The organism is Kitasatospora sp. NPDC088351 (genome assembly GCF_040685575.1).
In the GTDB taxonomy this organism is placed as follows: domain Bacteria; phylum Actinomycetota; class Actinomycetes; order Streptomycetales; family Streptomycetaceae; genus Kitasatospora.
On sequence record NZ_JBFBIL010000008.1, the window covers coordinates 1 to 26,517 of the forward strand.

At 74.0% G+C, this 26,517-nt stretch carries 25 protein-coding genes, 1 tRNA gene and 1 pseudogene; 16 read left to right on the forward strand and 11 right to left on the reverse strand.

Translation table 11 applies throughout. The features are described from left to right. The first annotated feature begins 439 nt into the window (after positions 1-439). The 6 genes from AB0P06_RS08430 (at position 440) to AB0P06_RS08455 (ending at position 7,700) form a co-directional block, all read left to right on the forward strand. The gene (locus AB0P06_RS08430; RefSeq protein WP_363606070.1) at positions 440-856 is read left to right on the forward strand and encodes a hypothetical protein; all 417 of its coding nucleotides are present in this window, start codon (positions 440-442) and stop codon (positions 854-856) included. Between the two features lie 190 nt (positions 857-1,046). Next, a complete protein-coding gene (gene fxlM, locus AB0P06_RS08435) occupies positions 1,047-2,264 on the forward strand; it encodes a methyltransferase, FxLD system (protein ID WP_363606071.1) in 1,218 nt (405 codons plus the stop codon). Between the two features lie 48 nt (positions 2,265-2,312). Next, positions 2,313-2,480: an FxLD family lanthipeptide gene (locus AB0P06_RS08440; RefSeq protein ID WP_363606072.1), complete on the forward strand. Its 168-nt coding sequence runs from the start codon at positions 2,313-2,315 to the stop codon at positions 2,478-2,480. Between the two features lie 245 nt (positions 2,481-2,725). Next, positions 2,726-5,650, forward strand: coding sequence for a lantibiotic dehydratase (locus tag AB0P06_RS08445; RefSeq protein ID WP_363606073.1), 2,925 nt, complete (start codon positions 2,726-2,728; stop codon positions 5,648-5,650). After that, positions 5,647-6,846, forward strand: coding sequence for a lanthionine synthetase C family protein (locus AB0P06_RS08450; protein ID WP_363606074.1), 1,200 nt, complete (start codon positions 5,647-5,649; stop codon positions 6,844-6,846). Before AB0P06_RS08445 ends, AB0P06_RS08450 begins: the two co-directional genes overlap by 4 nt. Before the next feature lie 17 nt (positions 6,847-6,863). After that, positions 6,864-7,700, forward strand: a complete 837-nt coding sequence (locus AB0P06_RS08455; protein WP_363606076.1) for a thiopeptide-type bacteriocin biosynthesis protein — start codon at positions 6,864-6,866, stop codon at positions 7,698-7,700. 207 nt (positions 7,701-7,907) lie between these two features. Here the strand turns inward: AB0P06_RS08455 and AB0P06_RS08460 are convergent, their stop codons facing one another. The 3 genes from AB0P06_RS08460 to AB0P06_RS08470 are packed head-to-tail and all read right to left on the reverse strand — an operon-like array spanning position 7,908 to position 11,538. Next, positions 7,908-10,028: a xanthine dehydrogenase family protein molybdopterin-binding subunit gene (locus AB0P06_RS08460; protein WP_363606078.1), complete on the reverse strand. Its 2,121-nt coding sequence runs from the start codon at positions 10,026-10,028 to the stop codon at positions 7,908-7,910. Next, positions 10,025-11,020: a xanthine dehydrogenase family protein subunit M gene (locus tag AB0P06_RS08465; RefSeq protein ID WP_363606080.1), complete on the reverse strand. Its 996-nt coding sequence runs from the start codon at positions 11,018-11,020 to the stop codon at positions 10,025-10,027. Before AB0P06_RS08465 ends, AB0P06_RS08460 begins: the two co-directional genes overlap by 4 nt. Next, positions 11,017-11,538, reverse strand: a complete 522-nt coding sequence (locus AB0P06_RS08470; RefSeq protein ID WP_363606081.1) for a (2Fe-2S)-binding protein — start codon at positions 11,536-11,538, stop codon at positions 11,017-11,019. The genes AB0P06_RS08465 and AB0P06_RS08470 overlap by 4 nt, the downstream gene beginning before the upstream one ends. 155 nt (positions 11,539-11,693) lie before the next feature. Between AB0P06_RS08470 and AB0P06_RS08475 the strand changes: the two genes are divergently transcribed. Then, a tRNA-Met gene (locus AB0P06_RS08475) sits at positions 11,694-11,767 on the forward strand. Positions 11,768-11,882: 115 nt separating this feature from the next. Here AB0P06_RS08475 and AB0P06_RS08480 read toward each other — a convergent pair. From AB0P06_RS08480 to AB0P06_RS08490, 3 genes are all read right to left on the reverse strand, one after another. Next, entirely contained in the window at positions 11,883-13,076 is a 1,194-nt protein-coding gene (locus tag AB0P06_RS08480; protein WP_363606082.1) for a hypothetical protein, read from the reverse strand. A 41-nt stretch (positions 13,077-13,117) separates the two neighbouring features. Next, positions 13,118-13,648 (reverse strand): SigE family RNA polymerase sigma factor, encoded by a 531-nt coding sequence (locus AB0P06_RS08485; protein ID WP_363606083.1) that lies wholly within the window; start codon positions 13,646-13,648, stop codon positions 13,118-13,120. Between the two features lie 77 nt (positions 13,649-13,725). Next, positions 13,726-14,316, reverse strand: a complete 591-nt coding sequence (locus AB0P06_RS08490) for an isochorismatase family protein (RefSeq protein ID WP_363606084.1) — start codon at positions 14,314-14,316, stop codon at positions 13,726-13,728. A 247-nt stretch (positions 14,317-14,563) separates the two neighbouring features. Here AB0P06_RS08490 and AB0P06_RS08495 point away from each other — a divergent pair, with 247 nt between their 5' ends. From AB0P06_RS08495 to AB0P06_RS08510, 4 genes are all read left to right on the forward strand, one after another. Then, positions 14,564-15,988 (forward strand): FAD-dependent oxidoreductase, encoded by a 1,425-nt coding sequence (locus tag AB0P06_RS08495; RefSeq protein ID WP_363606085.1) that lies wholly within the window; start codon positions 14,564-14,566, stop codon positions 15,986-15,988. A gap of 149 nt (positions 15,989-16,137) precedes the next feature. Further along, positions 16,138-16,731 carry a histone deacetylase gene (locus tag AB0P06_RS08500; protein WP_363606320.1) on the forward strand — a complete coding sequence of 198 codons (594 nt, stop codon included), beginning with the start codon at positions 16,138-16,140 and terminating at the stop codon, positions 16,729-16,731. A gap of 136 nt (positions 16,732-16,867) precedes the next feature. After that, complete coding sequence (locus AB0P06_RS08505; RefSeq protein ID WP_363606087.1) at positions 16,868-17,584, forward strand: hypothetical protein; 717 nt, start codon at positions 16,868-16,870, stop codon at positions 17,582-17,584. Positions 17,585-17,803: 219 nt separating this feature from the next. Further along, on the forward strand, positions 17,804-18,133 hold the full coding sequence (locus AB0P06_RS08510) for a hypothetical protein (RefSeq protein WP_363606088.1): 330 nt from the start codon (positions 17,804-17,806) through the stop codon (positions 18,131-18,133). Positions 18,134-18,201: 68 nt separating this feature from the next. Here AB0P06_RS08510 and AB0P06_RS08515 read toward each other — a convergent pair whose 3' ends face one another. Continuing rightward, positions 18,202-18,753 carry a hypothetical protein gene (locus AB0P06_RS08515; RefSeq protein ID WP_363606089.1) on the reverse strand — a complete coding sequence of 184 codons (552 nt, stop codon included), beginning with the start codon at positions 18,751-18,753 and terminating at the stop codon, positions 18,202-18,204. Positions 18,754-18,909: 156 nt separating this feature from the next. Here AB0P06_RS08515 and AB0P06_RS08520 point away from each other — a divergent pair, with 156 nt between their 5' ends. After that, positions 18,910-19,761, forward strand: coding sequence for an isocitrate lyase/phosphoenolpyruvate mutase family protein (locus tag AB0P06_RS08520; RefSeq protein WP_363606091.1), 852 nt, complete (start codon positions 18,910-18,912; stop codon positions 19,759-19,761). Positions 19,762-19,835: 74 nt separating this feature from the next. Here the strand turns inward: AB0P06_RS08520 and AB0P06_RS08525 are convergent, their stop codons facing one another. From AB0P06_RS08525 to AB0P06_RS08535, 3 genes are all read right to left on the reverse strand, one after another. Continuing rightward, positions 19,836-20,549, reverse strand: coding sequence for a chitinase (locus AB0P06_RS08525; protein WP_363606093.1), 714 nt, complete (start codon positions 20,547-20,549; stop codon positions 19,836-19,838). A gap of 359 nt (positions 20,550-20,908) precedes the next feature. Beyond that, positions 20,909-21,100, reverse strand: a complete 192-nt coding sequence (locus tag AB0P06_RS08530) for a hypothetical protein (RefSeq protein WP_363606095.1) — start codon at positions 21,098-21,100, stop codon at positions 20,909-20,911. A gap of 317 nt (positions 21,101-21,417) precedes the next feature. Then, positions 21,418-21,846, reverse strand: a complete 429-nt coding sequence (locus tag AB0P06_RS08535; protein ID WP_363606097.1) for a VOC family protein — start codon at positions 21,844-21,846, stop codon at positions 21,418-21,420. Positions 21,847-21,972: 126 nt separating this feature from the next. Here AB0P06_RS08535 and AB0P06_RS08540 point away from each other — a divergent pair, with 126 nt between their 5' ends. The 3 genes from AB0P06_RS08540 to AB0P06_RS08550 all read left to right on the forward strand — a co-directional run bounded on the left by AB0P06_RS08540 (position 21,973) and on the right by AB0P06_RS08550 (position 25,269). Further along, positions 21,973-22,806, forward strand: coding sequence for a helix-turn-helix domain-containing protein (locus AB0P06_RS08540; RefSeq protein WP_363606098.1), 834 nt, complete (start codon positions 21,973-21,975; stop codon positions 22,804-22,806). A 362-nt stretch (positions 22,807-23,168) separates the two neighbouring features. Beyond that, positions 23,169-24,395, forward strand: coding sequence for a macrolide family glycosyltransferase (locus AB0P06_RS08545; protein ID WP_363606100.1), 1,227 nt, complete (start codon positions 23,169-23,171; stop codon positions 24,393-24,395). Between the two features lie 649 nt (positions 24,396-25,044). Then, positions 25,045-25,269, forward strand: coding sequence for a hypothetical protein (locus tag AB0P06_RS08550; protein ID WP_363606327.1), 225 nt, complete (start codon positions 25,045-25,047; stop codon positions 25,267-25,269). A gap of 250 nt (positions 25,270-25,519) precedes the next feature. Here AB0P06_RS08550 and AB0P06_RS08555 read toward each other — a convergent pair. Beyond that, positions 25,520-25,792 (reverse strand): annotated as a pseudogene (locus AB0P06_RS08555) (Scr1 family TA system antitoxin-like transcriptional regulator); the annotation flags it as partial. Between the two features lie 231 nt (positions 25,793-26,023). On the opposite strand from AB0P06_RS08555, the gene AB0P06_RS08560 reads away from it, so the two are divergent. Then, positions 26,024-26,497 (forward strand): NUDIX hydrolase, encoded by a 474-nt coding sequence (locus tag AB0P06_RS08560; protein WP_363606102.1) that lies wholly within the window; start codon positions 26,024-26,026, stop codon positions 26,495-26,497. Positions 26,498-26,517 lie beyond the last annotated feature (20 nt).

Here is a 26,517-nt window from a genome sequence, read left to right on the forward strand (position 1 = left end):
CCGGGCCCTCGGCATGCCCAACATCCGACGGCAGCCCCGCGACCTTCGACACAGGGATCACCCCAGATCAGCCGACGCGAACCGAAACACGGAGGCTAAGCGCGTCTGCAAGGTCGGCCCCTTCCTGAGGCTGGCGCCAAGGTGTCCCTTTCCGGCGCCTACCACCAGTCTCGCCGCCGGCTGGCTCCTGCGCGACAAGTGTTAACGAGTGGTAAGCGAGTGTTGCTACCGCTCACTGATGACGTATCAAGTGTTGTGCCCAGTGTTCTGGTTCTGCGCGGCTTTCGCCGACATTGTTGGTGGCCGCAGCGGATCAGGCCGGGGCGGACCACGGACGCTTCTGAACGGCCAGGAGCGAGACGTGATCGCCAGGTGGGCGACCGGACTTCACCCTCTGCTGCCCCACACGCACGGCCCGGAGGCTGTCATGCAATGCGCAATGAAATTCGCAACACCCACAAGGACGAAAGCTGTTGGCGACATTCGCAACAGACTGCTCCATGGAATCACCGTCTTGGCGGGCATCGTGTTGGGCGACGGGCTCCTTCTGGTTCGTTCCTACGCCGAGAGCTTCGGGTGGACCGACAGGACGAACGGGAATGGGGAGGTGGCAGGCCGGGACGTGTGGTTCGAAGTCGCAGTCGCCTCGCTCTCCCCGGCGTTCTCCGGCCATGCCACCGCCGGGGCGGAAATGCAACCGGCGGGCCTGACCGAACGGGACCGCCAGATGTCCCTCTCCGGGCCTCTCGCCGCTATACAGGCTGTCTCCCGTATACGGCTGGTTCGCCCCGTTGTTGCAGGCGACATCATCAGGTTCCGCGACCGGCCGGGCGCCGTGACCGCCCGGGCCGCGTGAACCGGTCCTCCTCGGCCGCAGCTTCCCGGCTGCCACCGCAGCCTCACTGAACCTCCGGCCGGCCGCCGCTGTCCTCCTCGTGCTCCGCCCCAGCGTCTTCGGCGTCATCCGGAGGCCATTCATGGTCATGTAGCCCAGAGACCGACCCGCCGCGGTGCGTTTACCGCGGCACCTACGAAGAGGAGTTGCCATGTCCACCTTGCCGAAGACCGCTGAGACCGACGAGCAGTTGCGCTCGGCCATGGTCGACGCCCTGCGTGCCGACGGAACGATCCGCACGGACCGCGTGGCCGATGCCCTTCTGGTTGTACCCCGGCACGTCTTCGCGCCCGAGGTGTCGCTGACCGAGGCGTACGAGCCGGTGCGCGCGCTGGTGACGAAGCGCGACGGGCACGGTCTCGCGGTGAGTTCGGTCTCGGCCGCGCAGATTCAGGCCCTGATGCTGGAACAGGCCGACGTACAGCCGGGGATGCGGGTGGAGGAGATCGGATCCGGCGGGTACAACGCGGCGCTGCTCGCCGAACTCGTCGGTCCGGAGGGTGAGGTGACGACGGTCGACATCGACCCGTTCGTCACGGACCGCGCGGCCAGGTTCCTCTATGAGGCCGGCTACAGCCGGGTGAAGGTGGTGCTCGCCGACGGCTCCGAGCCGGTGGACGGAGGGCCGTTCGACCGGGTCGTCGTCACGGTCGGCGCGTGGGACCTGCCTCCCGCCTGGACCGACGGCCTCGCCGAGGGCGGGACCATCACCGTGCCGCTGCGGATGCGCGGCCTGACCCGCTCGATCAGCTTCCGCCGCGACGGCGACCGTCTGGTCAGCGTCAGCGCGGAGGTGTGCGGCTTCGTCAGGATGCAGGGCACCGGCGCACACGACGAGCACCTGGTGCTGCCGCGCGGCACCAAGGAGGTCGGGCTGCGCTTCGACGAGCTCGACCGGCCCGACACCAGCCGTCTCGCGGGCGTACTGGAGACGCCCCGGGCAGAGCGTTGGACGCAGGTGACGGTCGGCAACCAGGAGCCCTTCGACTCGCTGTACCTGTGGCTGGCCTGCTCCCTGCCCGGCTTCGGCCTGATCTCCGTCGACCCCGAGTCGGACACCAGGACAGTCGCCCCGGCGAACAGGATGGCCTGCCCGCTTGTGGTGGACGGTGACAGCCTCGCCTACCTGGCGCTCCGCAAGATCAGCAACGGCCCGGCGACGTTCGAGTTCGGTGCACATGGCTTCGGCCCCGACAGGGGTCGCCTGGCGGATCTCATCGCCGAGCAGGTCGGGGTCTGGACCCGCGAGCACCGCACCGGCTCCGGACCGACCTTCACCGCTCACCCGGCCGGCACCCCCGACGACCAGCTCCCGGACGGGCCGGTCATCGACAAGCGACACGTTCGGCTCACGATCTCCTGGCCGTGACCTGCGGCCGGGCAACCAAGCACCACCGACGAAACAGGAGGATCCACCATGACCCGCACCCTTGAGAACGCGCCCACGCTGGACGGCGACTTCGACCTGGACCTGCGCATCGTGGAGGGAGCCGACCCGGTCGCCGCCCTGCTGCGCTCCACCGACGACAACTGCGGCAGTACCTGCTCGGGCTCGGCCTGCGCCAGTGGCGGCGGCAACGTCTGACCCTTCCCCTCCCGTGTGGCCAGAGGCCCGGCGTGCGGCCGCCGTGAGAGCCGCCGCACCCGGGCCTCGCCCTTCCCGGATTCCGGAGGTGAACCACCTTGTACCGCGTTGTGGGACCGGCCCTGATTCGCGCTTCGGCATGCCCCGCCGACTCCGCGCCGCGATGGCCCGATCTCGCCGACAGCACCCCTGTCGGCACAGCGGCCTGGCGATCCTGGCTGCGTACCGCCTGGTCCGACCAGCAGTTGGCGTCCGCGATCGAGGTGGCGGCAGGAGCGCAGCTGACCGGCCGGGTGCGCGCGGCGATCGCGGGTGGCCCGATCGGCACCGCGCGGCTGCGCCGGTTGACGGCCACGGTGATGCACTACGCGCTCCGGAGTGAGGGCAGAGCGACACCGTTCGGCCTGTTCGCCGGGGTGGCGGCCTGCCCGATCGGGAGTCGGACGGTGGCCCCGCTGTGGGATGCGGGCCGTGCGGTGGCCCGGGTCGACGCGCGGTGGCTGGCCCGTATCACTGGTCGGCTGGAAACGCTGGTGGCCGACCGGCTGTCGGTGGTGGCCAACGACCTGCGCGTGCTGCGCGGAGAGCGGATCGTGCTGCCGGTTCAGCAGAACCCGACGGGCCAAGCGCCGGTCGAGGTGTCGGTGCGCGCCACCCGGGCTGTTCTGGCGGCCCTGGAAGGCGCCACCGGACCTGTATCCCTTGGTGTGCTCGCCGGCCGCCTCGCGGAGCAGTTCCCCAACGCGCACCCTGGGCAGGTTCGGCTGATGCTGGGTGAACTGGTCCGGCAGCAGCTGCTGCTGAGCGGCTTACGGCCACCGATGACCACCACCGACCCGCTCGGGCACCTGCTCACAACCCTGGAGCAGGCAGGAGCGGACGACATCCCCGAGGCCGCCCGGATCACCGCCGAACTCCGACGGCTTCACACCGGGCTGGAGCGGCACAACCTGCTCGACAGCCCCGAGGAGCAGCGGACGGCACGGGCGGCGATCACGGCCGCGATGGAAGGCGGTGCCGAGGGCGGCCAGCCGCTGATGGTCGACCTGCGGCTGGCCGCAGGGCCGGCGGTGCTGCCCGAGCGGGTGGCCCGGGAGGCCGAGCGCGCCGCCGAGCTGCTGACCCGGCTCAGCCCCCATCCCGACGGCCATCCCGTCTGGCTGGACTACCATGCCCGCTTCATCGAGCGCTACGGACCCGGAGCGGTAGTGCCAGTGGCCGATCTGGTGAATCCCGACACCGGACTCGGCTTTCCGGCCCGCTACCGAGACTCAGTGCTGCCCGAGGCAGCGGCCAGGCTCGGGCGCCGCGATGCCCGGCTGCTCGCACTCGCACAGAAAGCCGCCATCGAAGGCGGCAACGAACTCGCCCTGGATGACAGCTTGGTGGAGCACTTGGCCTCCGCGTCGGGTCCGGCCGCGGTGCAGCCGCACGCGGAGCTCACCGTTCACCTTGCCGCCGGCGACGCCGAGTCGCTGGACGCAGGCGCGTTCACCGTGACGGTGGTGGCCGCGCCGCGCGCCGCCGGGACCACCACAGGCCGCTTCCTGCATCTGCTGGATGACACCGACCGGGGCGCCTTCGAGAAGGCGATCTGCGGAGCGCCGACGCTCCGCACGGACGCGGAGCCGGTACAGGTGTCCGTGCCGCCGCTGTTCGCCCGCGTCGAGAACGTCGCCCGGACGCCGGCGCTGCTGCCGGTGCTGCCGCTCGGCGAGCACCCCGGCCCCGGCCCCGGCGCCGGGCGGCTGCGGCTGGATGCGCTGGGGGTGTGCGCGGACGAGCAGCGGATGTGGCTGGTCTCTCTCACCGACCGCCGTCCGATCGAGCCGCGCGTGCTGAACGCGATCGAGTTCCGTGCGCACACCCAGCCCCTCGCCCGGTTCCTGTGCGAGATCACCAACGCCTTCACCCCCGTGTTCACCGGCTTCGACTGGGGAGCCGCCGGGAAGCTGCCGTTCCTGCCCCGGCTGCGTCACGGCCGTGTCGTGCTGTCCCCGGCGCGCTGGAACCTTCCCGCTGCTGACCTGCCACCCGAAGGTGTGCCGTGGGCCGACTGGGAGAGAGCCGCCCGCGCCTGGCTGGCGCTCTACCGGGCGCCGGCCAGGGTGCAGTTGACCCAGCAGGACCTGAAGCTGCCGCTCGACCTGGGCCTGGCCGAGCACCTGGTCCTGCTGCGCGACCACCTCAACAAGCAGACCTCGGCCACCCTCATCGAGGCTCCGGCCCCCGGGATGAACGACTGGTGCGGGGGCCGGGCGCACGAGATCACCGTCCAGCTCCACTCCACCCGGGCACCCCTGCCGCTCACCCGGCGGCGGGCCGTGCACGTCACCGGACATGAGGACGGGCACCTGCCCGGGGCGTCCCGGTGGCTGTACGCCCGTCTGTACGGCAATCCCCGCAGGGCCGATGAGATCCTGGCCCGGGTGCCCGCCCTGCTGGACCGCTGGGTGAACGATCCCGCGTGGTGGTTCCTGCGCCACACCGACCCTGAACCGCACCTGCGGCTGCGCATCGGGCTGCCGGAGGCGGCGGCGTTCACCCTGGCCGGGGAGCGGATCGGAGTGTGGGCGGCCGAACTTCGCGCGGCCGGACTGCTGACCCGGCTCCAGCTGGACACCTACCAGCCGGAGACCGGTCGCTACGGCCGGGGCGCGGCGATGCGCCAGGCGGAGGAGGTGTTCGCCGCCGACTCCCGGGCCGTTCTTGCCCAACTCGCTTACCTCGAACAGGTGAAGGCCGACCGGATGGCGGTGACGGCGGCGAGCATGGCCGCCATCGCCACCGGGTTGCTCGGGACCGACACCGGACTGCGGTGGCTGCTGGAGCACGTACCCCGCCACACCGGTCAGGCCCTGCCCCGCGCCGTGTGCCGCCAGACGCTGGCCCTTGCCGAGCACCCGGGCAGTTGGCCCGCGCCGGAGAGTACCGCCCGGGGCCGGGCGTTGACCCGGGCCTGGCGGGCACGCGCCGAAGCCCTCGCCGAGTACCGCCACCTTCTCGACCAGCACCTGGAGTTGGAGCCGAGCGAGGTAGTCGGGGCGCTGCTGCACCTGCACCATGCGAGATCGATCGGCATCGACCCCGACCACGAGCGCACCTGCCACCGGCTTGCCCGCGCCGCAGCCCTGACCCACACCGCCCGCACTCCGAAGAGGGCCCGATGATCACCATTACCGGCCGCGGCGCACTCGCGGCGCTCACCGAACCGCTCATCGCCCCGCCCGACAGTGCCTCCGCGAAATGGGGGCAGTCCCTGGCCAAGGGCGCCCCGGGCATCACGCTGTTGCACATCACCCGCGCCACCACCGGCGCCGGCGACTGGGAGACGGTGCACGCCTGGATCGCGGCATGCCTGCGTCAACCGGTGCTCTCCACCCCCGGGACCGGCCTGTTCTTCGGTGCCCCGGCACTCGCCCACGTCCTGCGCGCAGCCGCCGGCGGCGGTCCCCGCAGCTACGAGCGGCAGATCACCGCGCTGGAGGCCACCGTCGACCGGATGACCGAACAGCGGCTGGCCGCCGCCCACCAGCGCATCACCCGGCGGGACCGGCCGATCTTCGCCGAGTACGACCTCGTCTACGGAATGACCGGCCTCGGTGTGAACCTGCGCTCCCGCGGAGACAGCCACCTGCTGCGAGACGTGCTGACCTATCTGGTCCGCCTCGCCGAACCCCTGCGCGACCTGCCGGGCTGGTGGACCGACATCGCGCCCTCCGGCGATCCCTCACCGCACTATCCCGGCGGCCACGGCAACCTCGGCCTTGCCCACGGCATCACCGGCCCGCTCGCCCTGCTCGCCCTGACCTGGGCCGACGGCATCCGGGTACCCGGCCACCGGGAGGCGATCGACCGGATCACCCACTGGCTGGACACCTGGCGGCAGGACACCGGCACCGGACCGTGGTGGCCCGAGGCCGTCACGCCCGACGAGGACCGGACCGGCCGAACCCGCCAGAAGGGCCCGCTCCGCCCGTCCTGGTGCTACGGCACCCCCGGTATCGCCCACGCCCAGCACCTGGCCGCACTCGCCACCGGAGACCAGCACCGTCAAGAGCTCGCCGAGCACGCCCTGCTGGCCTGCCTGACCGATCCGCAGCAGCTGGCCCGGCTCACCGACAACACGTTGTGCCACGGCACCGCCGGGACGCGGCTCCTGGCCCGCCGCCTGGCCGCCCGCACTGCCGACGTCACCACCGCTGCCAGGCTTCGCACGGCCACCGACGCGATGACCACGTTCGCCGCCTCCCCGACCGAGGCGGGCCTGCTCGAAGGAGCGGCCGGTACCGCACTCGCTCTCCACACCCTCACCCTCGACCAGCCTGCCACCACGGGGTGGGACAGCTGCCTGCTGCTCACCTGACCCGGACGGAGTCCGCCGTGACCGACACCGCCAAGCCCCCGTGGCTCCACTACCACCTGCACCTGACCGACATCGGTGCTGCCGAAAAGTCCGCCGCACAGTACCTCGGGCCCGCCCTGACAGCATTGGAGAACGAGGGCGTCGTCACGTCCTGGCACTTCCTGCGCAAAGGCGACCGATGGCGGCTGCGCTACCAGCCGCCCACCCCTGAGCGAGCCGACGCCGCCGCTGCTGCCGTGGACGCGGTACTGGAGAACTGCCGCACCAGCAACGTGATCACCGGCTGGACCTCGGTGATCTACGAGCCCGAGACGCTTGCCTTCGGCGGGCAGGAAGCGATGGAGGTCACGCACCGGCTGTTCCACCTCGACAGTCACCGCACCCTTTCCTATCTGCGGGCCGTTCACAGTGCCCAACAGGTGGACCATCGCCGCGAGTTGTCCGTGCTTCTCGGGATCGCGATGATGCGCGGCGCAGGCCTGGACTGGTACGAGATCGGCGACACGTGGGCCACGGTCGCGGAGAACCGCCCCTCCGCCCCGGGCGTCGACCCCGGGCGCCGACTCCGCAACAGCGTCGGCGCCCTGCTCCGGGCCGACACCGGTCCCACGTCCACGCTCCTCACGGTGGGACAGCTTTCCTTCGCCGCGCCGTGGTTCGCCGCCTTCACCGAATGCGGCCGGGAGCTGCGGGTGCTCGCCGACAACGGCCGGCTCCGGCGCGGGCTGCGGGCTGTCCTCGCCCATCATCAGCTGTTCCACGCCAACCGGCTCGGCATCACCCACCAGCACCAGGCACTGCTGGCCACGGCCGCCGCTACCACCGTCCTCGGACTCACCCCAGAGGCCTCATGACAGCCGTTCCGCCGCCCGGCCCGCTCGCCGACGCGCTCCGCTACTTCCCCCTTGTCCCCCGCACTCGACTCCACCGAGCGGGTCATCCACGACCTTGCCGGCGCATAGCGACAGCGAGGCGTCGGGGAGCCTGATGCTCCCCGACGGCCCGGCGCCGACCCGGGGTACGGCCAACGCGACGCGATGTCCTGGACCACCGTGCTGCGCCTACCCGTGCGGGCCGGCCCCGGTCATCTGACTCGGCTGGCCCGGCAGGTGCGGGAGCAGAAGCTCGGGGCGTACCGGCAGCGTCCTGATCCGGACGCCGGTGGCGTGGTGGACGGCGTTCGCCACGGCGGCGGCGGTGCCGACGATTCCGATCTCGCCGATTCCCTTGGATCCCATGGGGTTCAGCCGGGTGTCCCGTTCCTCGACCCAGTACGCCTCGACCACGGGCACGTCGGCGTTGACGGCCACATGGTACGAGGCGAGGTCGCGTTCCGCGTGGTCGCCGAACTCCGGGTCCATGGTGCTGTGTTCGAGCAGGGCCATCGAGATCCCCATGATCATTCCGCCGGTGAGCTGCGAGCGGGCGGTGCGCTCGTTGAGGATCCGGCCGGCCGCGAACACCCCGAGCAGCCGGCGCACCCGCACCTCCCCGGTGTCCGCGTCCACCGCCACCTGTGCGAACTGCGCGCCGAACGCGTGCCGTGCGAACTCGCTGCCGGCCCGGACGGCTTCGGTGGTGTCCGCCCGGAACCGCACGCCCCCGGCGGGCAGCGGCCCCGGGCCCCGGGCGGCCAGCGCGCGGCGCAGTCCGGCGCACGCCTCGTGGACGGCCCATCCCCAGGAGGAGGTGCCCGAGGAGCCGCCCGCCACGGAGGCTCGCGGCAGGTCGCTGCGCCCGATGTCGACGGACACCCGTGCGACGGGGGCGTCGAGGGCCTCGGCGGCGATCTGGGCGAGGACGGTGCGGGCGCCGGTGCCGATGTCGGTGGCGTTGGTGCGCAGCAGGTAGCCGCCGTCGGGGAGGGCGACGGCCTCGGCGGTGGAGGGGAAGACCAGGACGGGGAAGGTCGAGGCGGCGACTCCGGTGCCGAGGAGCCATCGTCCGTCCTGGCGGGGGCCGTGGGCGCGCAGGCGCGGCCAGTCGAAGCGGCGGGCGCCTTCGCGCAGGCATTCGACCAGGTGGCGGCTGCTGAAGGGGCGGTCGCTGTCGGGTTCGAGGGCGGGTTCGTTGCGGATGCGCAGGTCGACCGGGTCCGTGCCGCAGGCCTCGGCGAGTTCGTCGATGGCGCTTTCCAGGGCGAACATGCCCGGTGCTTCGCCGGGTGCGCGCATCCAGGAGGGGGTCGGGACGTCCTGGCGTACGACCCGGTGGGTGGTGCGGCTGTGCGGGGAGGTGTACATGATGCGGGCGGGGACGGCGGCCTGTTCGACGAACTCCTGGACTGTGGAGGAGCGGGTGGTCACTTCGTGGGCGAGGGCGGTGAGTTCGCCGTGGTCGGTGGCGCCGAGGCGGATCCGGTGCAGGGTGGGTGCGCGGTGTCCGGTGAGGGCGGTGAGGTGGGCGCGGGGCAGTGCGAGGCGGACCGGCCGGCCGGTGTGGCGGGCGGCCATGGCGGCCAGGACCACGTGCGGGCGGGTGGTGCCTTTGCTGCCGAAGCCGCCGCCGACGTGTTCGCTGGTCACCAGGACGTCCGCGGGGGTGAGGCCGAAGAGTGCGGCGAGCGTCTCCTGGACGGTGGTGGTGCCCTGGCTGGAGTCGTGGACGGTCAGCCGTCCGTCCGTCCAGTGGGCGGTGGCGGTGTGCGGTTCCATCGGGTGGTTGTGCAGGGGGCCGACGCGGTAGGTGCGGTCGATCCGTACGGGTGCCTGCCGGTAGGCGGTGTCGAAGTCGCCGCGTTCGCGGACGGCGGGGTCGCCGCCGTTGGCGGTCTCGGGGGTGTAGAGGCCCGGGTGGTCCTCGGTCAGGACGACGTCGTGCGGTTCGGCGGTGTAGGTGATCTCGATGGCGGCGGCGCCGGCGCGGGCGTCCTGCGGGGTCTCGGCGACGACCAGGGCGGCGACCTGGCCGCGGTGCGCGATCCGCGGGGACTGGAGGACGAGCAGGGTGGGGTCGCCGTCTTCGGGGAGGGCGAGTGCGGGGGCGTTGTGGTGGGTGAGGACGGCGAGGACGCCGGGTGTCGCGAGCGCGGCCTCGGTGCGGAGGGCGGTGATGTCGCCGCGGGCGACGGTGGCCGGTACCGGCCAGGCGTGTGCCAGTGCCCGGGGGTGGTGGTCGCCGGCGTAGCGGGCGGTGCCGGTGACCTTCTCCCAGGCCTCCAGGCGGGTGGCGGCGGTGCTCATCGGTCCTCCTGTTCCCGGGCGAGGCGGGTCAGTTCGCGTACGGCGAGGCGCCGGGCCAGCGGTACTTTGAACGCGTTGTCGGGCAGCGGGCGGGCGGGGGCGAGTTCGGCGTCCACGGCCTGGGCGAACTCGGCGGCGGTGGCGGGCCGGCCGCGGAGCGCGGCCTCGGCGGTCAGGGCCCGCCACGGTTTGGGGGCCAGGCCGCCGAAGGCGAGCCGGACCGTTTCGACCCGTCCGTCGCGCAGTGCCAGCAGGACGGCGAGCGAGGTGGTCGCGAAGGCGAAGGAGGCGCGGTCGCGGACCTTGCGGTAGGCCGAGCGGGCGCCGGCGGGCGGTGGCGGCAGTTCGACGGCGGTGATCAGTTCGGCGGGTGCCAGTTCGGTGTCGCGTTCGGGGGTGTCGCCGGGCAGGCGGTGGAGGGCGGTGAGCGGCAGTGTGCGGTCGCCGTCCGGGCCGGTGAGGTGGACGACGGCGTCCAGCAGGGCGAGGGCCACCGCGAGGTCGGAGGGGTGGGTGGCCACGCAGTGCTCGGAGGTGCCCAGGACCGCGAGGTCCCGGTGGACGCCGGTGCGGGCGGGGCAGCCGGAGCCCGGCCGCCGTTTGTTGCAGGGTTTGGTGATGTCCTGGAAGTAGAGGCAGCGGGTGCGCTGGAGCAGGTTGCCTCCGGTGGTGGCCATGTTGCGCAGCTGGCCGCTGGCGCCGGCGAGCAGGGCCTGGGCGAGCGCCGGGTAGCGGTCGCGGACCAGGGGGTGGGCGGCGAGGTCGGTGTTGCGGACGGTCGCGCCGATCCGCAGGCCGCCCCGGGGTGTCTCCTCGGTCCGGTCGAGCGGGAGGCGGGCGATGTCCACCAGGCGGGCGGGCCGTTCGACGCCGAGTTTCATCAGGTCGACGAGGTTGGTGCCGCCGGCCAGGGCCCGGGTGCCCGGGTCGGCGGCCAGCAGCGCGACGGCGGAGGCCACGTCCGTCGCCCTGGTGTAGCCGAGGGGCCTCATGCGTGGGCCTGCGGGGCGGTCCGGGCGGCCAGTACGCGCTGTACGGCGCGGATGATTCCGGGGTAGGCGCCGCAGCGGCAGATGTTGCCGCTGAGCAGGTCGCGGATCGTCGCCTCGTCGGCCGGGTCGGCCCCGGCGGTGGTCTCCGCCTGCAGGCCGGCGGCCGAGCAGAGCTGGCCGGGGGTGCAGAAGCCGCACTGGAGGGCGTCCTCCTCGACGAACGCCCGTTGCAGGGGGTGTGGCCCGTCGGGGCCGGCCAGGCCTTCGACGGTGGTGACGGCGGCGCCGTCCTGTGCGACGGCCAGCAGCAGGCAGCTGTTGACCCGGCGTTCTTCGAGCAGCACGGTGCAGGCGCCGCACTGGCCGTGGTCGCAGCCCTTCTTGGCGCCGGTGAGGCCGAGTTGTTCACGCAGCACGTCCAGCAGGGTGGAGCGGTGGTCCACGGTCGGGGTGTGCGTGCGGCCGTTGACCGTCAGGGTGATGGCGCTGCTGGTCGGCGCGGTGTCGGTGGCGTTCATGCGCCCAGGCATTCCACCCGTGGGCGGGGCGGACGCCCGTGGGCCGGCAGGACCACCGGTTCGCCGCAGCCGCCCGGTTTGCCGGTCTTCGTGGGCGTGTGGTCCGGATCCCGTTAGGTAATGCGCGGCGTGTGCCGTACTGTCGTGGTTACCGACGCGGGGTGGAGCAGCTCGGTAGCTCGCTGGGCTCATAACCCAGAGGTCGCAGGTTCAAATCCTGTCCCCGCTACGAAACGACGGGCCCGGCGCACACAGTGTGCCGGGCCCGTCGCTGTTCGTCCGTGCGAGCGCTCCGCGGGGGCCGGTGGTCCGTCATCGGGTGCCCGGCCCCCGGTGGGGAGGTGTCAGCCGCGCCAGGTCGGGGAGGCCGTCAGGGTGACCAGTTGGTCCATGGTCAGCACCTCGCGTCCGGGCAGCGGCGGGACGTCCGGCCAGACGCCGGGGGCGGTCTGAACGGCGCTCACCCGGGTGCCGTCCGGGTGGAGGGCCTCGACGGCCCAGGAGAGCACCGGGCCGTTCTCGTCCGAGTCCGCCCGTACCTCGCGGCGGACCACCGAGGTCCCGTCAGCGGTGCGGACGCGGGAGTTCGGATCGACGCTCGACTCGAAGGCCTCCCGGGTGATGACGGCGCCGCGCTGCGCGGTGAGTCCGAGGTGGGCCTGGCGGTCCCGGCCGGCCAGCGTCAGATCCGACTGGCCGTCGCCGAACCGGCCTTCGGGGACGGTGGCCGTCACGCCTTGGGGCAGCAGGGCGACGGCGGTCTCGGCGATCCTGGCCGCCGGGAGGCCGGAGAAGGCGGTCTTGGGGTACTTCGGGGCGACCAGTGCGCCGAACACCGGGTCCCAGTCGCCGCTGGTGACGATCGCGACCATCTGCGGCACGGTGATGGAGATGTCCGTCGCGGTGGCCGTCTGTCCGGGAGCGCCGGCGACGGCGTCCAGGCGGATGCGGCGTCCGTCCGGTCCGGTGGCGAGGACGGTCCGGGTGCGGTCCGCCGACCCCGGCCGCCCGGTGGCCGACTGCACCAGGACGATCGTCCCGTCGGGGCGGACCGTGCGCTCGCACTCGCCCGGCTGGTCCCCCGTCATGCACTCGGTGCCCTCGGTGCTCGCGTCGACCGGCAGGGCCACCCGTTCGGTGGTCAGGCTGAGCCGGGTGGGGCCGTGGCCGTCGTCGAACACGAAGACCACCTGGGGGCCGGCTTGTGGCGGCTGGACCTCCCCCAGGCCCGCGCCGTGGGCGTCGGACACCGTCCCGGGCGGCAGCAGCGTGCGGACGGTCCGTTCCATGAAGGCGCCGGTGATCGGCTGCTCGCCGGCCGGAGCGACGCCGCCGCCACCACCGCCCGGGAGCACGGCGGCGGCGGTCAGTGCGAGCAGGACCATCCCCGTGGACACGGCCAGCACGGCGGCGCGCCGGCGCCGGCGGATCACCCGGCCACGGGCGGCGGCACCGGCGGCGAACGCGGCCAGGTGCGGCCGAGGGGCCAGCTCGGCCGCCCCGCGCAGGGCGTTGGCGAGATCGTCCTCGTACGGCATGGTGCGGCTCTCCTCGGGCTGGGGTCCGGACGGGTTCGGCGTCACTTCGTGGCCAGTTCTGCGAGTTCGGTGCCGAGTACGGAGCGCAGCCGCTCCAGTGCCCGTCCGCTGCGGGTGCGGACCGCGCCCGCCCGCAGTTTCAGGGCCGCCGCCGTCTCCTCCACGCTGCGGTCCTCCCAGAACCGGAGCACCAGCACCGCCCGGTCCTGGGGCGGGAGTTGGGCGAGCGCGCGGAGCAGCGTCAGCCGCAGGAGCGGGTCGGCGTCGCTGACCGGCGTCTCGGAGAACGTGTCGGTGACGTGCTCGCCGCTGCTCCGGCGCCGCTTGTGCGTGAGGAAGGTGTTGACCAGGGTGGTCTGCGCGTAGCCGGCCGGGTTCGCCAGCCGCGAGACGGTGCGCCACCTGGCGAACATCCGGCCCAGCGTCTCCTGGGCCAGGTCCTCCGCCAGATGGGCGTCGCCGCCGGTGAGCAGGAACGCCGTTCTCACCAGGTGTGGACCGCGCCCGGCGGCGAACTCCAGGAAGTCCGCCGGCCGGTCGGGGGCCGGGTCGTGCTCCGTCGTGTGCCTCATGCCCTTCCAACGCGGTGGCGGTGCGATCGCGTCACAGCCCGCCCATGGACGGCGGGATGACCGCGGTGCGGGCGGGCTCAGCCGAGGACGACGGGTTCGCCGCTCAGCACGACGCCCGCCCGGCGCAGTTCGGTGATCGCGCGGTCGGTGCTGTCGGCGGCGATCCCGGCCGTGTAGTCGAGCAGGACGTGGACGGCGAAGCCGGCCCGTACGCCGTCCAGCGCGGTGGCCTTCACACAGTTGTCGGTGGCGATGCCGACGACGTCGACCTTGCCGACGCCCCGCGCGCGCAGCCAGTCCGCCAGGGACGTGCCGTCTTCGGCCGCGCCCTCGAAGCCGCTCTTGGAGGCGGAGTGCGCCCCCTTGTAGAAGACCTCGTCGACGGCCTCGGGGACGACGGGCGCGAAGTCCGGGTGGAAGGCGCTTCCCTCGCTGCCGGCCACGCAGTGCGCGGGGAAGGAGTTCTGGAAGTCCGGGTGGTCGGAGAAGTGGTTGCCCGGGTCGATGTGGTGGTCGCGGGTCGCGACGACGTGCGCGTACCGGTGGCCGGCCGAGCGCCGGACCAGGCGGGCGATGGCGGCGGCCCGGTCCGCGCCTCCCCCGACCGGGACGCTTCCCCCCTCGCAGAAGTCCTTCTGCACATCGACGACGATCAGTGCGCGGCTCACGGTAGGGCCTTTCTTTCGTGGGAACCCTTCGCCCCATCCGTGCCCCCGCCGCCGCGGGCGGGCGCACGACGGCCCGCTCATTCACCCGGCCGACCGCTCCGGTGCGGGGCGGCCGGGGCGGGTGCGACGATGGAGGCGACGGCGCCCGTCGATCCGACCCGTCCGCACCCGGCCCTCCGCATCCGGCCGCCCGCCTGCCGCGCCCGCGCGGGCGCGGCGTTCACGGCCGCGGCGGGAGGAGGAGGCCATGACAGCTCTCCCGTGCCCGCCCCGGGCCCAGGGGGCGCCGTGCCTGCGGGTGGCGGTGGTCGGCTCGGGTCCGGCCGGCCTCTACACGGCCGAGGCGCTGGTCCAGCAGGCCGCGTACGTCGCGGTGGACGTGCTGGAGCGGCTGCCCACCCCCTACGGGCTGGTGCGCTACGGCGTCGCCCCCGACCACCCGTCGATCAGGTCGATCGCGGACTACCTGCGGCGGGTGCTCGAACACCCGCGGGTGCGGTTCCTCGGCGGCCTGCGCCTGGGCGGGGAGGTGACCCGCGAGATGCTGCTCTCCTGCTACGACGCGGTGGTGTACGCGACCGGCGCGGCCCGGGACCGGACGCTGGGGGTGCCCGGCGAGGACCTGCCGGGCAGTGCCGCGGCCGCCGACTTCGTCCGCTGGTACTGCGGGCATCCGGACGTCGACCCGGCGATGTTCGGCCTCGGCGCCCGGGCGGTCGCGGTGATCGGGGCCGGCAACGTGGCCCTGGACGTGGCGCGGGTGCTGGCCCGCCCGGCCGCCGACTTCGGCGCCACCGACGTGCCGGAGCCGGTGCTCGCGGCCCTGGCGGCCAGCCGGGTCGAGGAGGTGCACGTCATCAGCCGCCGCGGGCCCGCCCAGGCCCGCTTCACCACCAGGGAGCTGCGCGAGCTCGGCGAGCTGCCGGGCGTCGACGTCACCGTCGAGGCGGCGCGCGGCGAACTCGACGGGGACGCCCCGGCCGGGGACGCCGGCGGCCCCGCGGCGCCGGACCGCCGGGTGCGGGGCAACCTGGCCGTGCTCGCGGACTGGGCCGGCCGGGAGCGGCGGGGCGGGCCCCGGCGGGTGTCGGTGCGGTTCTGGCGCCGGCCGGTGGAGATCCTCGGCACCGGCCGGGTGAGCGCGCTGCGCCTGGAGCGGACCGTGCCGGCGGAGCCGGGCCGGGCCGTCGGTACCGGCGTGTACGAGGTGCTCCCCGTGCAGCTGGTCCTGCGTTCGGTCGGCTACCGGTCCGTCCCGCTGGCCGGGGTGCCCTTCGACGCGCGGCGCGCCGTGGTGCCCAACGCCGAGGGGCGGGTGCTGGACGCCGACGGCCGGCCGCGGCCGGGCGAGTACGTCGTCGGCTGGCTCAAGCGCGGGCCCTTTGGGGTGATCGGGACCAACAGGGCCGACGCCGCGCAGACGGTCCGCGCCCTGCTCGCCGACCGGGCCCCGGGCGCGGTGCCGGCGCACCGGCCGGATCCGGCCGCGCCGCCGCTGGCCGACCAGCTGGCCGCCCGCGGCGTGCGTCCGGTGACCTACGCCGAGTGGCTCGGCATCGACGAGAGCGAGCACCGGAGCGCGGCCGCCCTCGGCCGGGGCGACCGGGTGAAGCTGAGCGGCTGGGAGGCCCTGAACACCGCGAGCGGCCACCGGCCGGGCGCCGCGCGGTGACCGTGGCCCGCCCGGGGGCCGCCGGATACCGTCGTGCGCCATGGACGACACACGACGGCCCCTCGGCCGGCCGGCTGGCCGGCCCGACGGGTCCGGCCGCGGGAGCCGGGGCCCGCGGCCGGGTCTGGTACGCCGCCTACGGCTCGAACATGCACGCCGGCCGGCTGGCCTGCTACCTGCGCGGCGGCCGGCCCGCGGGCGGCGCCCGGACGTATCCCGGGTGCCGGGACACCCGGCCGCCCGAACGGACGGCTCCGGTGCTGCTGCCCGGGCTGCTGTACTTCGCCCTGGAGTCGCTCGTGTGGACCGGCGGGATGGCCTTCTACGACCCCGACGGGCCCGGCCGGATGCCCGCCCGCGCCTATCTGGTCACCACCGGGCAGCTCAGTGACATCGCCGCCCAGGAGATGCGCCGGGAGCCGGGCGCCGACCTCGACCTGGCACCCGTGCTCGGCACCGGCCGCGACCGGTTCGGCCCCGGCCGGTACGAGACGCTCGTGTGCCCCGGCACCCTCGGCGGCCTGCCCGTCCTGACCCTCACCGCGCCGTGGCGGCTGGACGGCGCCGACCTCAGCCCGCCCTCCCCCGCCTACCTCCGCCACCTCGCCGCCGGCCTCGCCGAGGCCCACGGCTGGAGCCCGCGACGGGCCGCCGGCTACCTGGCCACCCGCCCCGGCGCCGCCGGGCACTGGACCCCGGCCGGCGTCCTCGCGGCCCTGGAGGAGGCCACGCGCAACCCCTGACCACGGCCCCCGCGGCCGGGAGGAGCCGTGCCCCTGAACCGGAACGGCCGTGCCGGTCCCGGTTTCCCCGGCCCGGGGGCCGGGTCCTACACTGTCAGGCTCCGCACCGCCTGACACCCCGTTGGAGAACGACCCGGTGACCACCCTTGCCGAGAGCCAGGGCATCGATCTGCCGCAGTTGTCGGACGCCCTGGTCCGCCTCGTGAACCTCGTCTTCGGCCCCGGCGCCGTCGCGTCGTTCCTCATCGCGGTGATCGCCGCCGGAACGTGCTACCAGTGGGGGCGCGGCACCTACCGGGCCACCCGGCGCACGGGCCGCACGGTACTGGCCGCGGCGCGCTTCAGCATCCGGCACGTGCGCCAAGTCCCCGTCCCCCGGCGGATCCTGGCTTCCTGCGCGAGCCTGGCGGTGCTCTGCCTCCAGGCCGCCTGGCTGTACACGACGCACGTGTTCGCCTGCGTCCTCGCCGCGAACTTCAGCGACGACGCGGGCGGCGGTTTCGACGAGATCGTCCGGTGGGAGGGCTGGAGCCCGTACTACACGCTGACGTGCGCCGCTCTCGCGCTGCTCGCCTACGTCCTCGTGCTCAGGAGCGACGGCGGCGCCGTGCCGCTGCTCGGTCTGCTGGCGGCTCTCGTGCCCGTGCTCTGCGCGGCTCCGGTCGTGCTCATCGCCGTCTTCGCCACGGTCGTCGCGGCCCTCGTCCAGCTCTTCGGTTCCGGCCATTCCTGGTCCGACGCCGGGTACTTCTGGCTGGTCGGCCTCGTTCTGCTCGCCTACGCGGCGACGGGCTACGCCGCGCTGACCGCCACCAGGCGCACGGCCGCCGCCTGGCGCCGCCCCGGGACGTGACCGGCCGCGGCCCGACGCCGTCCTCGAACTGCCGTACGGCATACGCCACATCGGCCTCACCGTGCCCGCGCGGATCCGGCCCCGGGCGAAGGGCCCGGTGTCCCCCGGTCGGGTCGGGTTCGCGAAAACACGCATGAACGGCCGCCCGATGAGGGATGATCACAGCCGGGAGTCCGAACGGGCCCCCGAGGGGGTACGGGAAAGCGCGGGGGCACCAGGATGCGGGAGACGGCAACACGCCAGCGTCTGTTGGAACACCTCGGCGAGCAGCTCGCCTGGTGGGGCGCGCCCGTTCCGGAGGATCCGGGTACGGGCGAACTCGCCGAACTGGCCCACGAGCTCGCCGCCTGGCGGGCCCGGCACAACGACGAGCGCATGCAGGCGGCGGCCGTCCTGCTGGAGAGCGCCGCACACCGTCTCGACGCCTGCGCGCGGCTCTTCGGCGCCGCCCACGTCCTGCAGCACTGGCACCTCTCCCACGCCCGCCGCGATCTCGGCCGCGCCCAGGCCTGCCTCCAGCAGCCGTCGGCCCTGCCCTCGTCCGGCTGACCACCTGACCGCCTGACCGGTCGCGCACGCCAATGGGTGTGCCGCACGCGCAGGCGGGCGGGGCTGGTTCAGTCCGTGCTCAGCGGCACGTCGCTGAGGCGCTGCACACCGGCGAGTATCCGGGGCGCGGTGGTGTCCAGGCCGCCCGGCAGGATGACCAGGGGGCTGCCGAACCGCCGGGTCAGGGCGGCCGCCCGGGCCGCGGGCCGGGAGAAGGGCAGGACCGACGGCAGCGCGGGCAGTGTGACGCCCGGCCGGGCGACGAAGACCACGGCGGCCGGCCGCCGGCCGCCGCCGGGGCCCCAGCGGACCTCGCTCAGGTCCGGCCAGGGGACGGTGCGCCGGCCGTGGACGGTGACCCCTTCGGCATCCAGACGCACCAGGCAGCCCATGGCCCGCAGGCGACGGCGCACGGTCAGCACGAAGACCGCACCCCCCGCACCGAACGCGAGGGTGGCGCACCCCAGCGGGAAGGAGAGACCGCTGGAGGGATCGAGCAGCAGCCGCAGGGAGAGCAGGACCGGGAAGGACAAGCCCAGCAGAACAGGGGCGAAGCCCCAGGGCCTGAGCCGGACTTCCAGCGGGGACAGGTCCTGGCGGTACGCGTCGGCGGAGGACATGCGGGCAGCGTACGCGGCGGCCGGGCACCGTCCCGCACCGGGTACGGCGTCAACGGGCGTGGCCGGGAGTGGAGTTCGCCCTGGCGCGGGAGGACTCGCGGCGGGCCGGCGCCGGCGGACCGCCCGGGCGGCCGCGCGCCGTCCCGTTCTGGTGGAATGACCGGCATGACGACGCTTCGCGACAAGGCCCTGCTGTTCCGCTCGCTGCACGTCCCCGGCCGGCCCCTGGTGCTGCCCAACGCCTGGGACGTCGCCTCCGCGCGGATCGTGGCGCAGGCCGGTGCCGCCGCGGTCGCCACCACCAGTGCGGGCGTCGCGTGGGCCCTGGGCCACGGCGACGGCGACCGCCTGGACCGGGACCTGGGCCTCGGCCTGGTCGCCCGGGTCGCCGCCGCGGTCGACGTTCCCGTGACGGCCGATGTCGAGAGCGGCTACGCGTCCGCCCCCGCCGGGGTGGCCGAGACCGTGCGCGGTGTCCTCGCCGCCGGAGCCGTCGGCATCAACCTGGAGGACTCGCTCCGCTCGGGCCCCGACCCGCTGCGCCCCGTCCGGGAGCAGTGCGAGCGGATCGCGGCGGCCCGCGGCGCCGCGGACGGCGCCGGTGTGCCGCTGTTCGTCAACGCCCGGATCGACACCCACCGTCTGCCGGGCGGTGACCCCTCGGTGTGGCGGAGGGAGACCCTGGCCAGGGCGGAGGCCTACGTGGCGGCCGGCGCCGACGGGGTGTTCGTGCTCGGCACGCCGGACGCGGCGGCCGTCACGGCGCTCACGGAGGCGGTGCCCGTTCCGGTGAACGTCCTGGCCGGCCCCGGGGGTTGGGCCGTGTCCGCGCTCGCGGCGCTGGGCGTCGCCCGCGTCAGCGCCGGGTCCTCGATCGCGGAGGCGGCGTACGGGCTGGTCGCGCGCGCCGCCCGGGAGCTGCTCACCGACGGCACCTGCCGGGCCCTGGAGGGCGGGCTCGCCTACGGCGAGCTCAACGCGCTGCTGCTGGCGGAGCCCCGCCGCTGACCCGCGGTCGGGGCCGGGGCCGGCGGCGGGCAGCGGGCGGTACGGGCGGTGCGGAGGAGAGGGGCGCGGCCCGGTCAGCAGGACAGGTTGCCGCCGGCGTCGGTGCCGAGGACGCCGGCGAAGTTCTGGTAGAGGTTGATGCGGTCCTGGCGCTCGCCGGGGTTGTTGCCGTTGCACTCCAGGGCGCCGTTGATGCTGCGGATCGTCTCGCCGAAGCCCCTGTTGTTGACCATCGCGTCGTGCGGGGTCATCGTGCCGGCGCCCTTCTGGGTGTTCCAGAACCACAGGCCGGTCTTCCAGGAGACGGCGGCGTCCCTCTCCACCAGGTACGGGTTGTTCAGCAGGTCGATGTGCAGGGCGTCGCCGGCGGCCTTGTAGTTGTAGTTCCAGCTCAGCTGCAGCGGGCCGCGCCCGTAGTAGGCGCTCTGCCCGGCCGGGCAGCCGTACGGCTGCGAAGTGTCGCAGTAGTGCGGGTAGTTGGCGGTGTTCTGCTCGACGATGTACTTCAGGCCGCCGGTCTCGTGGCTCACGTTGGCGAGGAAGGCCGCCGCCTCGCGCTTGCGGACCGTGTCGCCGCCGGTGGCGGCGAAGCCGGGGTAGGCGCTCAGCGCGTCGGTCAGGCCCTGGTAGGTGTAGAAGGAATTGCGGTTCGGGAACATCTGGTTGAACTGGGCCTGGCTGACCACGAATGTGCCGGCGGCGGCCGAGGCGGCCGTCGGGGCGGCCAGGGCCAGCGCACCCGTGACGGCGGCCGAGGTCATGGCGGCAAGGACGCGGAATGCGGACATCTTCACTCCTCCGGCGGCGCGGACGTGCCGCGTGGGTTCACCTGACGGACGCTCCGGTGATTCGGGGGCGAAACACCGGGGCAATCGTCGCGCGGATTTCCCGGGTGCCGGGGAAGTCTGAGCGAAACCACTCTTTCGATGAAGGACCGGTCGCCGGGTTGACGACGGGTCGGGGCGTGCGCGGGCTCCCGCCACCCGGCCGCCGCCCGGCGGCAGGTGCGGATCGCGGCGCCCGTGGAACCGCGGCCGCCGGGGCCGCCGGGGCCGGAACCGGAGGTCCGCGGGGACGGCTGCCCTGCAGGAGCAGCGGTCGGCGGGGCGGCGGGGGGTGCGGTGGGGGGTGCAGCCGGGGCGGGTGGTCAGCCCCAGATCATGTCGCCGGGCGGGAGCGGCGTGGCGGTCGGGGCCGGGGTCGGCACGGCGGTGGTGGCGGTGGTGGTGGCGGGCCGGTCCGGGGCTGCCTCGGCGGCGGCGAGGGCGGGGACCAGGCCGGCGAGGGCGAGGGCCAGGGTGGTGACCGCGGCGGCCCTGGCGATGGTGGTACGGAACACGGTGGTATCCCCTTCGGATGCGACGTGGCGGTGGATTCCGGTGCTCGCGTCCCGCGGTGACGCTTCGTCCGGTGCGCCTCCCGGGCGGTGCTCCCTGGTGGCGAGTACCAGCTTCGTCGCGGCTCCGGCCCTCCGGAAGGGTTCTCCGGTGGACGGAAACGTCCCCGGACCGTTCCGGCCAGGACCGGCGCGGGCCGCCGCCCGGCGAAGGGGTGCGCGTGGGCACGGCGGGCCGGTCCGGGGCGTCACCCGGCTTCCGGGCGACTGAGGACCGGTGCGCCCCCGCACACCGGCGGCGTGCGGGGGCGCACCGGTCCTCAGTCGCCCTGGGCGGTGGGGCGGTGGTGGACGTACTCGACCTCCGTGCCGTCGGGGTGGCGGGCGTTGAAGCCGGCACCGGTGGGGACCTTCTGGAGCGGGAAGGTGATCTGCGCGCCCTCGGCGACGAGCCGGTCGTAGTACGGCTGCACGTCGTCCACCAGCAGCGTGCCGGCCGTGGCGCGGAAGGGCCGCAGGTCCTCCTCCGCGCCCGAGATGAGGAGGAACGCGCCGACGGTGGCCAGCCGCAGGGGGCCGAAGGAGAACCTGGCGTCCGCCTCGGTGCCCTGGAGCCGCTCGTAGAAGGCGATGCCCTCGTCGAGGCCGTCGGGCCGCAGGAAGACCCGGACGAGGACGCGGGGTTCGGTCAGGTGGGAGGAGTCGTTGCGCCGCCGCCACACCAGGGGTGTCTGCTGTTCTGCTGTCATGCCGTCAGCCTCGCGCGCCCCGCCCGGCCGGGGCAGGCCACCGTTCATGGGGTGAGCCCTGCTCATAGGAACAGCCCCGGCCCCCGCAGGAGCGGCCTCGTAGGATCGGCCTCGTAGGATCGGGGCATGGACGTGTCGCTGCGCCGTGAGCTCGGTGCCCATCTGCGGGCCGCGCGGGCGCAGGTGGGCCCACAGGACGTCGGCCTCGGCAGCGGCGGCCGGCGCCGTGCCCCGGGGCTGCGGCGCGAGGAGGTCGCCGCGCTGGCCGGCGTCAGCGTCGCCTGGTACACGTGGCTGGAGCAGGGGCGTGTGGCCACGTCGCGGCAGGTCATCGACGCGGTCTGCCGGGCGCTGCGGATGGACCCGGACGCCCACCGGCACGCCCTGGCGCTGGCCGGGTTCCTGCCCGCTCCCCCGCTGGCCGGGCGGCCGGAACGGGCCGGGGCCGGGCCGCAGACGCTGGCGCTCGTCGGCAGCTGGCACGCCACCCCGGCGCTGGTCATGGACGAGCGGTTCGACATCCTGGCGGGCAACGCGGCCCACCGCCGCCTGTGGGGCGATCCCGGCGAGCTCCCCGACGAGCGGCGCAACCTGCTGCTGCAACTCGCCGCCGGGCCCGGCGGCCGCTACCGGATCGCCGACCGGGAACCGCTGCTGCGCGGCCTGTACGAGCAGTTCCGCACCGCCGTCGGCCACGTCCCGGACGACCCCAGGGCCTCGGAGATCGTCCGGCTCCTCCACCGGGAGCGGCCCGACGCCGCGCACTGGTGGCAGTGCCGCACGGTCGCCGACTTCCGGCCCACCACGGTCGAGGTGACGGACACCGGGGACGCCGCGCACGTGCTGCGGCTGACGTTCTCCCTGCTGCGCCCGGTGGCCGAGCCCGGGGTGCTGCTGCTCGCCCAGACGGCGGCCGACACCGCCACCGGCGAACTGCTCGCCCGGCCCCCGGACCACTAGCCCGCGCGTTTCGGCCGGGCTCCGCCAAGCCGGGTTGACGGCGTTGGCGGTGTTCTGCTGTGCGGGTGTGGTCGCGGGGCATGCCGAGGGCCCGGCGTGGTGGCCGCCGGTGGCGGCCGCGGGCTCCGCGGACGGGGAACGCGACGCGGAAAAGCGGATGCGCCGGGAAACCGGCCGGGCTAGGGTTCCGGGCCATGTGGCTTTTCTTCCAGATCTACGGCTGACGCCGGGCGGGGCAGTGCCCCGATCCCGTGCCGCGCACCCGCGCGCCCTCCCGCGACAGGCTCGGCCGGCGGGACGGTTTCACGCGGCGCTGCGCCAATTCCCTTTCGCCGCAGACCCGAAGTGGAGTCCGATCTTCCATGACCCGTCGCCGTGCCCATATCGCGATGGTCGGCATCCCGGCCGTCAGCCACGTCCTTCCGAGCCTTGAGATCATCCGCGAGCTGGTGGCTCGCGGGCACCGGGTGACGTACGCCAACGACTCGGCGGTGGCCGACCTGATCTCGGCCACCGGCGCCGAGTTCGTGCCGTACCGCTCAAGCCTGCCGGTCGACGACAACGCCTGGCCCGAGGACCCCATCGGCGCGATGGACGTCTTCCTCGACGACGCCGTCCAGGCGCTCCCGCAACTGCGCGCCGCCTACGACGACGATCGCCCGGACCTCTACCTGTACGACATCGGCGGCTACGTCGCACGCGTCCTCGCGGAGTCACAGGGCAGGCCGATCGTCCAGCTGTCCCCGACCTATGTGGCCTGGGACGGCCACAAGCAGGAAGTCGAAGCACAGCTGTGGCAACTGCCGGGCGCGGAGGCCTTCCTGGCGAAGGGCGCGCGCTGGCTCGCCGAGAACGGGGCGGCCACCACGGACGCGGCCGACTTCCTGGGCCGCCCCGCGCGGGTGCTGGCGACGGTTCCACGGGCCATGCAGCCGAACGCGAACCGGGTCGACACCGAGGTGGTGACCTTCGTCGGCCCCTGCTTCGCCGGGCGGGCGGGGGAAAGCCGCTGGGAGCGTCCGGCCGGCGCGGAGAAGGTGCTGCTGGTCTCGCTGGGGTCCTCGTTCACACGCCGGCCGGAGTTCTACCGCCAGTGCCTGGCGGCCTACGGGGACCTGCCCGGCTGGCACGTCGTCCTCCAGATCGGCAAGTACACCGGTCCGAGGGAACTGGGAAAGATCCCGGCCAACGTCGAGGTGCACTCCTGGGTGCCTCAACTGGCGGTGCTGGAACAGGCGGACGCGTTCGTCACCCATGCGGGCATGGGCGGCAGCAGCGAGGGCCTGTACACCGGCGTGCCGATGATCGCCGTCCCACAGGCCGTCGACCAGTTCACCAACGCCGACCGGCTGGTGGAACTGGGCGTGGCCCGCCGGATCGACACAGCGGAGGCGACGGGGGAAACGCTGCTGGCAGCGCTGACGGAGCTCGTCGCGGATCCGGAGGTGGCCCGCCGCCTGGCGCAGCTGCGTGCGCAGACGCGAGCCGAGGGCGGTACGCGGCGGGCGGCCGATCTCATCGAGGAGGAGTTGAGCCTCGCGGAGGCCGCCGGGCAGGCGGCGAACGGCGCGGAGGCCGCCGCCCGCTGAGGCGGGTCCGACCGGGGGTTGCCGCCGGCCCGGCTTCGAGCGCCTCTCGAGGCCGGGCCGGCGGCCGCGAGCGGACGGTCCGGCCGTCACGAAGGTGGAGATACTCCTCCGGAATGTGCGAGGGCGCGGGGATCATGAGGCCGGGGGGGAATGATCCGGTGCGTCCAAGTGCTGCCGTGCCGGCCGTCGCCGTTGGGGCAGTACTGGGCCTGTCGGCCTGTTCGCACCATTGGCCCGCACAGGCCGCGGGCAGCACGCCCCCCGCTGCGGTGCCCCTGCAGGACCGGCTGCGCGAAGGTCTGCCGACAGCCGGCCAGCTCCCCTCCGAATTCCAGTTGCTGACAGACGAGACCGACTCCGCCACGGCCGGCACACCGGCCTCCGGCGCCCCGATCGCGTCGGTGCCGTGCCCGGAACTCTCGCCCGGCCACTTCCTGACGGCCCGCGCCCGGCCCCTGGAGGACGTGGCGGTGGGGCTGGAGAAGCCTTCCGCCGACGCGGACGGCTTCGGCTGGTTCGGCCAGGAGTCGCTCGACCGCTACGCACCCGGCCAGGCCGCCGCCGTCCTGGCCGCCATCCGAAGCACCGCGCAGCGCTGCGCCTCCTGCACGGACACGCTCCCCGTCGGGGTTCCCCGACGGGGAACGCCGTGTCCACGGCAGAAGCCGGCGTTCCGGCGGATGACGGCCTGGTGCTCCGGATCACCTCGGCCTTCCCCGACAACCCGGAACCCTTCATCACCGAGACGGCCTTCGTCCGCGAGGGCGACGTGATCCTCTCGGTGCACAAGGTGGTGACGCAGAAGCCTTTGTCCGGCGTGGAGGCCGTCCTCCCGGCTGCCCTGGCGGCGTACCGGGCGGCTGCCACCGGCTGACGCACACGCCGAGAGGAACCCGGGTCGCGCAGCCCGGCCACACGACCCGGCTGCGCCGCTGCAACCGATCGCATGAACACCCAGGCGCCGTCGAGCGTTGTTGTGCGACAGTGAACGGGAAGCCGGTTGGTTCGACTTCCTGTGTCGGGGGGGCGGGGCTTCGGGCCTGCCGGCGTCCGACAGCCGGGCGCTCCTCGGCAAGCCGGTACGGCGCGATCTGAATGATGACGTGCGACCTCTCGGTCGACTCCTCAAGGCGGCAGAGCTGTTCGGCCATGACCGCGGGCCCTCCGATCGGCCGGCGAAGAACTCCTTCATCCAGGACGGCATGGACGGGTGTCGGATCAGCCGGCTTCCGCTGTCGCGTCGCCAGGAACCTGAGCCGATCCTCCGCCTGTTCCGGGGCGGCTTCACCGCGCCGGACGGTGCCGGACTCGTGAGCAGTGGCGTAGTCGAGGTGCTGGAGGATGCCCGGCACCATGTCCGTCTCGGACAGCCTGACGTAGACGGCTTCGCGTTCCATGGGGATGTACTCCGCGAACCCTGCGATGAATGCCCCGTTCTTCCGGCTCCACCAGAGCAGCTCGCCGCGCGGAACCGGGCCTCCCGTCTGCACCCCACCTCGCTGGCCGAACGCGCGGCCTCGTGACCCGTGCGGCAGCCGCCCCCGCCCGCCGCACCGCGCCGCCAGACCCCGCCCCGCCGCCAACTCCCTTTGCCGGAGCCGGACATGCCCTCACGCAGGAGTGTGACCATGCGGTCCCGCACGTCCGGTGGCACCCGTATCCTGCGCGACCCGCCCGGCCGCCGACCGGGATGCCTCGTCCTCATCACCGACGAGGACGACCGTGTGCTCCTGGTGGACCCGGACCACAAGGACGGCCTGTTCCTCCCCGGCGGCAGCGCCGACCCCGACGAACCGCCCCACGGGGCCGCCGCACGCCGCCTGCGCGTCGAGACCGGGCTCGACCGTCCCGTCACCCGCCGGCAGGCGGCCCGGGTCGCCGTCCCGCCCGTCCGCGGAAGCGGGCCGCGCGGACACCGGCGGGTCGGCCCCGGCGACCTGCACGCGGTCCTGCGCCCCGACCGGAACCGGAGGGTGCGGGCGGCGCTGGGCACCAGGCTGTCCAGCCGGGCCTCCCCCATCCTGGTCAACGGCCGCCCTGCCTCCCGCCGCCCGGACACCTCGACCGAACACGGGTGCTGTGCCCCGGGAACCGCAGGCTAGGCTCTTGGCGGACCACCGCT